General features: G+C 59.0%; 11 protein-coding genes. 2 read left to right on the forward strand and 9 right to left on the reverse strand.

All coding sequences use genetic code 11. The features are described 5' to 3' along the window. The 3 genes from J2Y39_RS10115 to galE form a co-directional block, all read right to left on the reverse strand. Window positions 1–1,116, reverse strand: coding sequence for a polysaccharide biosynthesis/export family protein (locus J2Y39_RS10115; RefSeq protein WP_177180896.1), 1,116 nt, complete (start codon window positions 1,114–1,116; stop codon window positions 1–3). 91 nt (window positions 1,117–1,207) lie between these two features. After that, window positions 1,208–1,444 (reverse strand): hypothetical protein, encoded by a 237-nt coding sequence (locus J2Y39_RS10120; protein ID WP_016775457.1) that lies wholly within the window; start codon window positions 1,442–1,444, stop codon window positions 1,208–1,210. A 230-nt stretch (window positions 1,445–1,674) separates the two neighbouring features. Next, a complete protein-coding gene (gene galE, locus J2Y39_RS10125) occupies window positions 1,675–2,691 on the reverse strand; it encodes a UDP-glucose 4-epimerase GalE (RefSeq protein WP_016775458.1) in 1,017 nt (338 codons plus the stop codon). Window positions 2,692–3,078: 387 nt separating this feature from the next. Between galE and galU the strand changes: the two genes are divergently transcribed. Both galU and J2Y39_RS10135 read left to right on the forward strand, forming a co-directional pair. Further along, on the forward strand, window positions 3,079–3,912 hold the full coding sequence (galU, locus tag J2Y39_RS10130) for a UTP--glucose-1-phosphate uridylyltransferase GalU (RefSeq protein ID WP_027611481.1): 834 nt from the start codon (window positions 3,079–3,081) through the stop codon (window positions 3,910–3,912). Between the two features lie 32 nt (window positions 3,913–3,944). After that, window positions 3,945–4,358 (forward strand): mannose-1-phosphate guanylyltransferase, encoded by a 414-nt coding sequence (locus tag J2Y39_RS10135; RefSeq protein WP_016770593.1) that lies wholly within the window; start codon window positions 3,945–3,947, stop codon window positions 4,356–4,358. 99 nt (window positions 4,359–4,457) lie between these two features. On the opposite strand, the gene J2Y39_RS10140 is transcribed toward J2Y39_RS10135, so the two are convergent. The 6 genes from J2Y39_RS10140 to J2Y39_RS10165 form a co-directional block, all read right to left on the reverse strand. Beyond that, window positions 4,458–5,588 carry a GDSL-type esterase/lipase family protein gene (locus tag J2Y39_RS10140; RefSeq protein WP_310217216.1) on the reverse strand — a complete coding sequence of 377 codons (1,131 nt, stop codon included), beginning with the start codon at window positions 5,586–5,588 and terminating at the stop codon, window positions 4,458–4,460. A gap of 104 nt (window positions 5,589–5,692) precedes the next feature. Then, complete coding sequence (locus tag J2Y39_RS10145; RefSeq protein ID WP_310217219.1) at window positions 5,693–6,739, reverse strand: acyltransferase; 1,047 nt, start codon at window positions 6,737–6,739, stop codon at window positions 5,693–5,695. A 12-nt stretch (window positions 6,740–6,751) separates the two neighbouring features. Continuing rightward, window positions 6,752–7,855: a hypothetical protein gene (locus J2Y39_RS10150; RefSeq protein WP_056791467.1), complete on the reverse strand. Its 1,104-nt coding sequence runs from the start codon at window positions 7,853–7,855 to the stop codon at window positions 6,752–6,754. Then, window positions 7,846–9,078 (reverse strand): phosphoribosylaminoimidazole carboxylase, encoded by a 1,233-nt coding sequence (locus J2Y39_RS10155; protein ID WP_310217222.1) that lies wholly within the window; start codon window positions 9,076–9,078, stop codon window positions 7,846–7,848. Before J2Y39_RS10155 ends, J2Y39_RS10150 begins: the two co-directional genes overlap by 10 nt. Then, window positions 9,075–10,187 carry a polysaccharide pyruvyl transferase family protein gene (locus J2Y39_RS10160; protein WP_310217225.1) on the reverse strand — a complete coding sequence of 371 codons (1,113 nt, stop codon included), beginning with the start codon at window positions 10,185–10,187 and terminating at the stop codon, window positions 9,075–9,077. Before J2Y39_RS10160 ends, J2Y39_RS10155 begins: the two co-directional genes overlap by 4 nt. Window positions 10,188–10,202: 15 nt before the next feature. Beyond that, the gene (locus J2Y39_RS10165; protein WP_252868001.1) at window positions 10,203–11,285 is read right to left on the reverse strand and encodes a glycosyltransferase; all 1,083 of its coding nucleotides are present in this window, start codon (window positions 11,283–11,285) and stop codon (window positions 10,203–10,205) included. Window positions 11,286–11,293 lie beyond the last annotated feature (8 nt).

Below are 11,293 nucleotides of genomic sequence, written 5' to 3' on the forward strand. Positions count from 1 at the left end.
TTATTTGCTGTTGTTGCTGTATTCGCTCCAGTTCTTCGCTGCCGAAGCCCCGGTGCCGACAATCGACGCCGACGGCACCAACTGGCTGATGAAACGGTTCCAGCGAGTGACGTTGGCCGGGCCGACGTAGACCACATCCTGTGGCCGCACCTGGAAGTGCGAAGCCAGCGCCATGGCGGTCGGTGATTCGGCTTCGAGCTGATAGATCTTCGCCGGCTCGACGTCGAGATTTTCCACGCCGCGAATCACGTACACCGCGTTGCCATTGGAACTGGTCTGACTCAGGCCACCGACCGAACCGAGCACGTCGGACAGGTTCATGGTTGCGGTCTTGAAGCTCAGCGCGCGCGGCTGGTTGACCTCGCCCATGACGTAGATGCGCTTGTTGTCGTTGTACGGCAGATACAGCTGATCGCCGCCCTTGAGGTAGACGTTCTGCAGTTCGGAATCCTGCTGATTGAGCGTGTCGAGATTGAGTGGATAGACCCGCCCGTTGCGCGTCAGCAGCAGGCCCGACAAGTCGGCGTTATTGGTGTCGATGCCAGCGGAACCGAGGGCTTCGACCACGCTCAACGGATTGGTCGAAATCGCTTGCGGGCCGGCCTTCGTCACGGCGCCGGTGACCACGACTTTCTGACTGGCGAAGCGCAACACCGCGACGTCGACCTGCGGCTCGGCGATGAATGCCGACAGGCGTTGTTCGATGTCCGCACGCAGTTGCTGGATGGTCCGGCCGGCGGCCTGGACTTCCTTGATGAACGGGTAATACAGCGTGCCATCGGAGCGCACCAGTCGGCCGTTGGCATCGATCTGTTGTTGCGCGCCGGAGGGGGCGGTGAGCTCCGGGTGATCCCAGACGGTGATGTACAAGACGTCGTTGTTGCCGATGCGATATTCCGCCGGCGTTACCAGCAGCTCCGCCGGCAGTGACTCACGCTTTTGCGTGGCGCGGTTCATGGCGATCAGCTTCGGGGTGATCGGGATCAGCTCGACCCGACTGCTTTCGCTGGCACCCTGGCGGGTGATATCGCTGGTGCTCAGGTACTGGCCGGGGGAAAACATGCAACCTTGCAAAGCGAGACTTGCCAACATTAAAAGATAAACACTACGAGTCATAATGGCACTACGCTATTCAAGGGCGAATCCAAAAAACAAAGTCACCCGACTTGCGTCGGGCGACTCTGTACTGCACTAACAAATGTTCCTGTTAGTTATGCGTGCCGGTTGTACCGGTGGTACCCGTCGTACCGGTGGTACCGCCGTTGGCACTGCCACCGCTGTTGGACGCCGCTACAGCACTGGCAACCATTGCAGTACTGGCCGCGGGCGCTTGCGAAGCCGCCACACTGCCACCTACATTGGTTACCGCTGTCAACGGCGCTTCAGCGGCGGCAGCCCAGTTGCTCAACATCGTCAACAGGGCAACTGCCATCACTTTTTTCATAACAACTCCTTTCTAACATTCGAACTGTTAAAAAACAGATCTGTGTCAGAGCTGGTAGCTTTCAAGTCCGCAAAGAGCGCGAACAAGATCCGCTGTTCTTTCACAGTCCTGTGCAACTGCTAAAGTCGAACGGCAGGTTTATATCTACGGACTTGCAAAAGGCATTGCCAGTGTAATTTCCCGACGTTATCTAACAACCTGACTGAAACTAACATCGGACTAAATGGCCATCATCGCGAATAACCATTGGGATGATTCGATTGCCAGCGCCAAGTGTCGGCAACCATGTCCTGCAAGTTGCGCGTGGCTTTCCAGCCGAGTTCTTTCGCCGCTTTCGAAGCATCGGCAAAACTCTCGGCGATATCACCGGCGCGGCGCGGCATCATCCGGTACGGCACCGGCCGCCCGCAGGCCTGTTCGAAGGCATGCAGCACTTGCAGCACGCTGTAGCCATCGCCGGTGCCGAGGTTCCAGGTGTGAATGCCGGTGCGCTCGCTGATCGACTGCAACGCTTTCAAATGCCCATCCGCCAGATCGACGACATGAATGTAATCGCGCACGCCGGTGCCATCGGCGGTCGGGTAATCGTTACCGAAGATCGACAGCTCGCGCAGGCTGCCGACCGCGACCTGGCTGATATACGGCACCAGATTGTTCGGGATGCCGTTGGGATCTTCGCCCATGTGCCCGCTGGCGTGGGCGCCGATCGGGTTGAAGTAGCGCAGCAGTGCGATGCTCCAGCGCGGCTCCGCGAGGCTCAGGTCGCGCAGCACGTTCTCGACGATCAGCTTGGACTGGCCGTAGGGATTGGTCGGATTGCCCGTCGGAAAATCCTCGCGAATCGGCATCTCTTCGGGCTCGCCGTACACCGTTGCCGAGGAACTGAACACCAGCCGGAACACCCCCGCCGCCGCCATCGCCTGGCACAGGGTGATGCTGCCGCCGACGTTGGTTTCGTAGTATTCGAGTGGTTTGCGCACACTCTCGCCCACGGCTTTCAGCCCGGCGAAATGCAGCACGGCGTCGATCTGATGTTCGCGGAAAATCCGGTCGAGCAGCGGCCGATCGCAGACATCGCCGCGAATCATCCATGCACTTTTGCCGCAAATGGCTTCAACGGCGTGAAGTGCTGCGTCGCTGCTGTTACAAAGATTATCCAGAACGACAACTTCATAACCTGCTTCAAGCAATGCAAGTGTGGTATGCGAGCCGATATAGCCGGCACCACCCGTTACCAGAATCTTCATAGCGTGGTCCGTCATTGAATAAATACCCGGTAGCGTGTCAAGCCATGCCTGGTGGATATGCGGAGCAATTCACACAAACAGGGCGACAACAACCTCAAACAAATTTAGTTCAACCACTGGCAATAATTATTTTTGCCGGTCAAACTGTTTGACGGGTACTTATTAGCACTCCCTGGATACTTATCACTATCGACAGATACCGACTAAAAATAACTTACAACCAAGTAGTCGACATCTCATAACATTAGCGCTTTTTAACAGCACAACTAATTGCCAGCAACAACCTGACTCGGGTATTAAAGTAAGCCTTCAATAATCATTGAAACTTGCCGCCACTTTGTGGCGCGCAACCGTCGCCTGTGTTCCATGACTGTCCAGGATACTTTTATGATTCGTAAATGTTTGTTCCCCGCTGCCGGCTACGGCACGCGTTTCTTGCCGGCGACCAAAGCCATGCCGAAAGAGATGCTGCCGATCGTCAACAAGCCGTTGATCGAATACGCCGTTGAAGAAGCACGGGACGCTGGCCTGCAACACATGGCCATCGTCACCGGCCGGGGCAAGCGCGCGCTGGAAGACCACTTCGACATCAGCTACGAACTCGAGCACCAGATTCGCGGCACCGAGAAAGAGAAATTCCTCGCCGGCACCCGCGAGCTGATCGACACCTGCACCTTCTCCTACACGCGTCAGGTGGAAATGAAAGGCCTGGGCCACGCCATTCTCAGCGGTCGCCCATTGATCGGCGACGAGCCGTTTGCCGTGGTGCTGGCCGACGACCTGTGCCTGAACCTCGAAGGCGACGGCGTGCTGTCGCAGATGATCCAGCTGTACAAGAAATTTCGCTGCTCGATCGTCGCCATTCAGGAAGTCCCGGCCGACCAGACTCACAAGTACGGCGTGATTGCCGGTGAGCTGATTTCCGAGGGCATCTACCGGGTCAACAACATGGTGGAAAAACCGGCGCCGCAGGACGCGCCGTCGAACCTGGCGATCATCGGGCGCTACATCCTCACCCCGGACATCTTCGACCTGATTGCCGACACCCAACCGGGCAAGGGCGGCGAAATCCAGATCACTGACGCACTGATGAAACAGGCGCAAAACGGCTGCGTGCTGGCCTACAAATTCAAAGGCCTGCGCTTCGATTGCGGCGATGCCGAGGGTTACTTGCAGGCGACCAATTTCTGCTACGACAACGTGTACCTCAAAGGCCGCTGAGACGGCTTTTCTCTCCCCACAGGCAGGCAACCATGAACATTGCACAACATTCGACAGAGATTGAACGTGAGGTGGGCAACCTCGGGGTGATGAGCTGGTTGTCGCGCCATCAACCGCTGCCCAGCGCCAACGAAACCTGGCTGGGCACGATTCTGCTGGTGGAGCGGATCGGTGTGTTTCCTGCGTCCGGCGATATTCGCCGGCCGCTGCGTGATCCCTATCCGCTGCTCGCGCACCTGAAGGCGTTGTATGGCGAACAGGCGCTGGAAATGGATGACCGCGATGGCCTGAAAGTGATCTTCAGCGACTGGCGCTTTCGCGTGCGCATCTGCTGCAACGACCCGGCGATCATCATTAATGTTGAAACCCGTTGTGATGCGCGGTTGATGCCGCGCAAGCTTGACGAACTGCTGGGGCTCATCGACGCCTTCAAGCACGACGCCTGATCACCCGGGCTTCACGCCGATCCATTGTGGGAGCGAGCCTGCTCGCGAAAGCGGCGGCACAGTCAGCATTGATCGTTCCCACGCTCCGCGTGGGAACGATCATGGTGGCGAGTCGTCGCAACCGGTACTCGTACCAGTTATCCAGCCATAAAAATAATCGGCAATCACCTTCCCGCCCGTGGCCGGCAACGGATGAATCTTGTCCGGGCCGATCATCGCGCTGGCGTAGCGTTTGACGTCGGGGCCGAACGCGCATTGCAGGTTGGCAAAACCGAGCTGCTGCTCACGCGCCCACGGTTCGAGCACCTGCGCGTAGGCCGACATCGGATAAGCGCTGGAGCGCGTAGTGTCCTGACGCATGATCAGGTTGATGCTCGCCGCTGGCTGAATCTCGCGCAGCATGCTCACCAAGCCCTGAACGTTTTGCAGATACTGCGCAGGTTTGACGCCGAAGCCCTGATCGTTGCCGCCGAGCATGATCAGGTAAACGTCGGCCGGGATCTTCGACACCACGGCTTTCCATTGCGTCTGCCACTGTGGATCGGCGTGATAGAAATCCGCCGATGCCGCGCCGGAGGCCGCCAGTTTCGACACCCGCACGCCCTGCTGAGCGTTGCCCAGCCACAGGCCGAACAGCGTGGGCGCGCCCTTCACCACTTCCAGTCTGAATGACCAGTCTGCGGCTGATGGAGCGCCCGCTAGCGCGACTTCCTGAACACCTGAGCCTGCGAGTTTCAACGGTTGCCAGTCTTGGGCGGGCGACCAGCGATAGCGCAACTCATCGGACTCGCCATTGCCCAGATACAACAGTTTCGCCTGAGTGACCGTGGTGCCGATGCGCGGCGAAGGGCTGGCATCGACTTGCACCCAGGCACCCGGCTTGCCGCTGATCGTGCGACTGTCCGGGCTGGCCTGGCCCAGGTCGGAAACCTTCCAGCCGCCGCCGAAGTATTTGTCGTTGCTGCGGGTGTATTTGAAGTGCGTGCCGCCCAGCGCCGCGCCGTGGTTGAAACCGACGTAACCGGGGCCGGCAAAACCCACCTCGGCGGCCACTCGCTGCACCAGTTTGTTCAGGTAGAAATCCTGCCCGGCGGTGTAGCTGTCGCCGATCACCGAAACCGCCAGCACCTTGCCGGTCTTGCCGTCGCGCCACTGCGCAAAGCGCTGGCGGGCATCGTCTACCGTGATGGCCGAGGTGGCGACTGGTTGAGGGGCGTCTACTGGCATCATTGAATATTTCCTTTGTCCGGGATGGCCCCTTCGCGAGCAGGCTCGCTCCCACAAAAGACGCAATCCACACAACCTCTGTGGGAGCGAGCCTGCTCGCGAAGCTTTCAGCTGTTCTGCGTCTGCACCACCGGAGCGACAATCACCGGTGCTTTCCTCTTCGCCGCACGCTCGCCAAGGAACAGCACCGAAGTGAAATTGAACCGGCTGAACACCATCGCCAACAGCACCGGCCCGAGCAATCCACAACTCAGACCACCGAGCACCAGCAAACTCTCATCCTTTACGCCCAGGCGCCCGAGGACAAACCGCGAGGTCGCCGCGAACAAAACATGAAAGAGGAAAATCGCATAGGAGTATCCGCCCAGCCAGGTCAGCGCTCTCGAACGCATGTCACTCGACAGCAACGCAATGCAAGACACGCAACCCACCGTCAAACCGATCAGGCTGCGGCGATCGACAATCAGCTCTCGATCAATCGCCGCGACGTACAGCAACGTCAGCGAGATCAGCACAAACAGCAGCGGCCCGATCACTTTGAAACGCTGTTTCAAAACATCGACATTTTCCTGACCGATCATCCCCGCAACAAAAAACGGCAGCAGGTAAATCGCACCGTTGATACCGAACGCATCCAGCGGCAACGGCGGCAGCAGGAACAACACCGCCGCAAACGCAAACAAGCCATACAGCCGCGTCGCCGAACGCAGCAGGCCGCGCCACTCCAGCAGGCCGACGAAGATGAAAATGCTGAACACCGCCTGCAGAAACCAGAAGTGGTTGATCGGCACCCAGAACGACAACAACGCATCGATCACGCCGACGTCCTTGTTCACCCCCGGCCCTACCGCTTGCAGCACCGAGAACGGCACGCCGACGCAGAACAGCGGCACGATCAGCCGCCGCACCTTGCCGGCGAAGAACGCGGAAAAGTCATTGCCGCGAATCTTGTAGATCGAATAGATGTAGCCGGAGATAAACGTGAACAGCGGCATGCGCACGTACACCATCGAGTCGGCGATGACCCGGAACGGCGAGCCGATGTCGATCTTCAAGCCGCCGCCCAGCGGGCCGATGACGTGATAGAGCACCAGCAGCAGGCACGCCAGGCCGCGCAGGGTTTCGATCTCCAGGGATTTTTTCTTGCTCGACATAGAGCACCTGCCTTAAGTGAGAATTCTTGATTCGACCTGCACCGGTTTGTTCGCGCGCAGCATCAAGCCCAGGCCGACGAACAACACCGGCACCACCATCGAGAAGTGTCGGGCGAAGGAGCCGAAGTCCGGCTCGAACAAGCCTTGCACCAACAGAAACGCCAGCGGAATCGCGATCAGTTCCTTGGGTTTGGTCTGGATCGGCGCGCCCTTGTAGTCGGTCGAAGTGATGACCTTGAACAGCAGCAGCGCGGTCATGATCATCAGCGCAACGAAGATCACCTGCCCCGGCCCGGACAGCAGAATCAGCTCAACCGGGAACGACAGGCGGAAGAAAATGATCATCGAATCCAGTGCCTGGGAGACGAAGTCACTGCCGCTAAGCCACGAGACGATCAGTGACTTCGAGCCCTCCTCGCCCGCCGTGCGCAGCTCGTTGTTGCTCGCCCGGATCGACGACACCGGAAAGCCCAGCGCCAGCTGAATGGCCATGGCCACCGCCAGATAAAACAGGAACAGCATCAGAAAGAAGGTGAAGCGCGAGACGTACTTTTTCATCACGCAGACGCCGACCCACGACAGCGAAAACAGAATCCAGTACGGCCGGATCAGCACACCGTAAATCACCGCCGAGAGAAAAAAACCGCCGCGATATTTGCGCGTCAATGCGCTGAGCAGAATGCTCAACACCGCCACCGACACGATGATTTCCTTGGTCAGGTTCTCGAGGAAAAACGAGCGCACGATGCCCCACAGGCACAGGGTGCCGAAGATGGTCAACGGCATGCGCCGGAACACCACTACCGGAATTGCGGTGAGGAAGAAATTGCAGAACATGCCGTAGGCCCAGGCATTGGTCAGGTTGATCCCGGTAGGCCGCAGCAGGAACGCCGAACACTCGTAGGACGAGCGATCCGGTGAGAACGGATTCCAGAAATTGCAGTTGTCGGCACGCGCATATGACGACCACAACGTCATCGCGTCCGGCCCCGGATCGCGTGGCACCAGCAACGGCATCGCCACCGACAGAAATAGTCCGGTGAACAGAATCAGGAAGGAAATCGACGAATCGAATGTGCGCCCACGAAACTCGATGCGCGGCAGCTTCAAGCCCATGACAGCGCAGCCTTTTTCGCTCCGGTGACACGGGTCAACACTGCAATCACACCAAGTTGCACGACAATGGCGAAGACGTTGCCCCACGCCGCGCCATAGATCGAGTAATGCTTGATCAGCACATAGCTGACCGGCACTGAAATCAGCAGGCAGAGCGCCGCGCTGGCCAGCGACACCCGGCTGTTTTTCGAAGCAATCAAACCGCCCCAGACGATGTCGCCGATCGCCCGCAAAGCGAAGGAAAAAATCAGCACCGCGAGGAGCGCGTTATCCGGGCGCGGCACGCTGCTGGCGACGTAATCGAGCAGCACATTGAAAAACACATAGATCGCCACGGCCACAACGGCGGAGACCACTAGCGAGCGCATCACCCATTTGTTGACGAACAGTTGCCTGACCGTGAACGCCTGCTGATCGGCCTGAAACCGTTTGGCCAGCACCGGAATGCCGACCACCGCCACCACCGCATAAGACAATGCCTGCAAGGTATTGGCCGCCGACCACGCGTACACATATTTACCGAGGCTGGCGTAGGGCTCCAGGTCGATGATCAGAAAGCGCTCGGCGTACTGACTCAGGGCGATCAGACCGGTGCCGAGATAGAACGGCAACCCGGCCTTCCACACCGTCGCGGTATCCAGCACCGTCGCCTCGCGGCCCTTGTGCACGTTCACCACGATCAAATAACCGGCGATGATTACCATCACGTTGGCGGCGACCCACAGCCACAACACACTGGCGATGCCCGCGACCCAGCCGAGCACCATGCCGCCCACCGCCAATACCGCCCACAGGCCGGTCTTGATGAAGAACAGCAAGGCGCCGGCGGTGGCTTTCTGCGCAGAAAACACGAAGGAATTGATTTCGAACGACAGGTGCTCGGTGAGCAACACCAGCGTCACGCACAGGATCAGCGTGGCGGTCGCTTCCACCGACTGGAACAGCGAATAGACCAGCACCGTCAGTACCGACAACAACAGCCCCACCGCCAGATACAGCAGCAGAACCTTGTCGACCACCCGCCGCGAGCTGCCGCCGACGCTGATCAAACGGTTGATTTCGGAACTGAAGCCGACGCTGTAGAACTTCGAAGCGATCAGCGAAGCCGCGACCACCACACCGTAAAAACCCAGCGCCTCGTAACCGAGGTAATGGGTGATGGCCAACACCAGCAAGAACTTCGCGCCCAAGGCTCCGCCGCGAAGCAACAGCCGAAATATCATCGAACGACACCCTTGATAATTTCGTCCATGGCCACGGTTTTCGCTTCGATTTCGCGGCAGGTGTCAGTCAGGCGCTTGCCGAAATCCGCCAAGGCATTGGGCGCGTAAACGGTGTTGATGATGGTGTCGACGTCGATGTCGCCGCCATTGATCACCCAGTCCTCGACGCCCATGTCCTGATAGGCGCCAAAGCCTTTGCGCTCGTAGCTGATGTGATACGCCGGCACGCCGGAGAGCAGCGATTCGATGGCGCCGTGCAGACGCACCGAGATCACCAGATCGGGTTGGTATTTGGCGATGGTTGCCTTCAGCGACAGCAGGTCTTCGTTGATGCCCAGCTCGCGGTAGAACGCGCCGTCATCGTTGCCACGCACCGCGCTCTGTACCGCGCAGACCACTTTGCTTTTGTTCTTCAGGCGCTGCAGCAGCAGTTTCAGATTGGCCACATAAGCGACCTTCTTCTCTTTGCTCCACTCCGGTGGCTTGCGCAGCACCACGCAGACGGTCGCCGGCGACGCGGCGCAGCGGGTGAATTTCGGTTGCTGAAGAATCTTGCTCGCCAGCGACTGCACGGCCAGATCCGGCGCGCGGTAGACGTTTTCGCAAGCGTCAAAAATCGCCGAGGAACGGTTGTCACGCACGAACACCGCATCGGCGCTGGCGTAGTATTCGACGATCTTGCTGCTCTCGCCGTGGAACGGGCCGATGCTCTGCGGCAGGTACACCGAAGGCACCTTGCTGAGGATCGCGGTTTCCAATTGCTTGGCATGGCCGAGCTTCAGCTTGATGTGCTCGAAGGCGCTTTTCGAACGCATGTAACCGCCGCCGACACCGACGATCAGATCGGTCTTCTTCAGCAGATCAGCGAGCCCGGCGTAGGACTGATTGAGAAACACCGCTTGCTTGACCCGCCCCAGACCCTTGGCCGCCATCACCGGCGCATCGAAACGCGGGTGCGGCAAGTAGTTGAACGACTCGGGGTCGGACGCCACGACACTGATCGCGGTGTCCTCACCGAAGTTACGCTGCACCAGAGCAATGGCCAGATCGACGAGCAGACCGTCACCGGAGTTGGACGCACTGTAGCCATGCAAAATCGTTACGTTCATAAGCTTGAGTTCTACTTAATAAGTGGGAGCGTGATACAGGTCGTAGGTCTGGCGGATCATCAACGCGGCGCTGAAACGTTCGCGGACAATGCTCCGGCCTTCGTTGCCGAGGTCGAGCAGGCGCGGCTTCTGGATGATCGTCAAAACGTCGGCCAGCGCCTGGTGATCGCCGGAGGGGAAGACGTAGCCGGACACTTCATTGGTGACCAGTTCCGGCAGTGAAGTGCAGTTGCTGGCGATCACCGGCAGCCCCATGGCCATGCCTTCCAGCGGCACCATGGCAAAGCCTTCCCAGCGACTCGGCACGATCAGCGCATCGGCTTTCTGATACAGCGCCTGCACTTCACTCGGGGTCACCCATGGCAGGTACTCGACCGAATCCATCGGCGGGCACTCGACCGAATCTTCGTTGACCGCACTGCCGACCACGGTGAGTTTCAGGTCGTTGCGGTTGACCTTGGCGTAGGCCTTGAGCAGCACGTCGAAGCCTTTCTGGTAATCCAGGCGCCCGACGAACAGCAGATGAATCGGCTCGGCGCCAGCGGTTTTTGGCGCGTCATCCTTGTGATGAATGCCGTTGTAGATCAGCTTCATGCGCTTGCGCTCGATACCGAAACGCGCGGCTTTATCCAGCTCGTACTGGCTGACGCAGATGATCACGTCGGTGACTTTCTGCAGCACGCGCTCGATCCACGCGTAGACCTTCTGCTTGGTCGGCGAGCTTTCCATCAGGAACGAAAACGCATGCGGGCAGTAGACGATTTTCGGCTTGCGCCATGGTCGCAACAGCACACACACCACACGGCCGATCACCCCGGAAAAGGTGCTGTGCAAATGCACGACGTCGGGTTTTTCCTTGAGCAGCACCTGGCTCAGACGCCAGGCGAAACGCAGCAGCGACGGCACGTTGCGGCCACTACGTGGAAAGGTGCGCACCTGCTGCGGGGCGATGCCGTGCAGCTCCTTGGCCTGATCCTCGGGCACCAGATAGACCAGTTGATAATTCGCTGCGTCGTCTTCTGGGGATGTCGAGATCGTGCGGATCACCGTCGCCACGCCACCTTTGATCGTCTCTGCCACGTGCAGTATTTTTTTCACAACTCACC

This window comes from Pseudomonas sp. 2957, from assembly GCF_031456345.1.
Lineage (GTDB): Bacteria > Pseudomonadota > Gammaproteobacteria > Pseudomonadales > Pseudomonadaceae > Aquipseudomonas > Aquipseudomonas siliginis.

Coding starts and splice junctions, on each gene's coding strand:
- J2Y39_RS10115 (WP_177180896.1), bottom strand. CDS start 1,116: ATGACTCGTAGTGTTTATCTTTTAATGTTGGCAAGTCTCGCTTTGCAA.
- J2Y39_RS10120 (WP_016775457.1), bottom strand. CDS start 1,444: ATGAAAAAAGTGATGGCAGTTGCCCTGTTGACGATGTTGAGCAACTGG.
- galE (WP_016775458.1), bottom strand. CDS start 2,691: ATGAAGATTCTGGTAACGGGTGGTGCCGGCTATATCGGCTCGCATACC.
- galU (WP_027611481.1), top strand. CDS start 3,079: ATGATTCGTAAATGTTTGTTCCCCGCTGCCGGCTACGGCACGCGTTTC.
- J2Y39_RS10135 (WP_016770593.1), top strand. CDS start 3,945: ATGAACATTGCACAACATTCGACAGAGATTGAACGTGAGGTGGGCAAC.
- J2Y39_RS10140 (WP_310217216.1), bottom strand. CDS start 5,588: ATGATGCCAGTAGACGCCCCTCAACCAGTCGCCACCTCGGCCATCACG.
- J2Y39_RS10145 (WP_310217219.1), bottom strand. CDS start 6,739: ATGTCGAGCAAGAAAAAATCCCTGGAGATCGAAACCCTGCGCGGCCTG.
- J2Y39_RS10150 (WP_056791467.1), bottom strand. CDS start 7,855: ATGGGCTTGAAGCTGCCGCGCATCGAGTTTCGTGGGCGCACATTCGAT.
- J2Y39_RS10155 (WP_310217222.1), bottom strand. CDS start 9,078: ATGATATTTCGGCTGTTGCTTCGCGGCGGAGCCTTGGGCGCGAAGTTC.
- J2Y39_RS10160 (WP_310217225.1), bottom strand. CDS start 10,187: ATGAACGTAACGATTTTGCATGGCTACAGTGCGTCCAACTCCGGTGAC.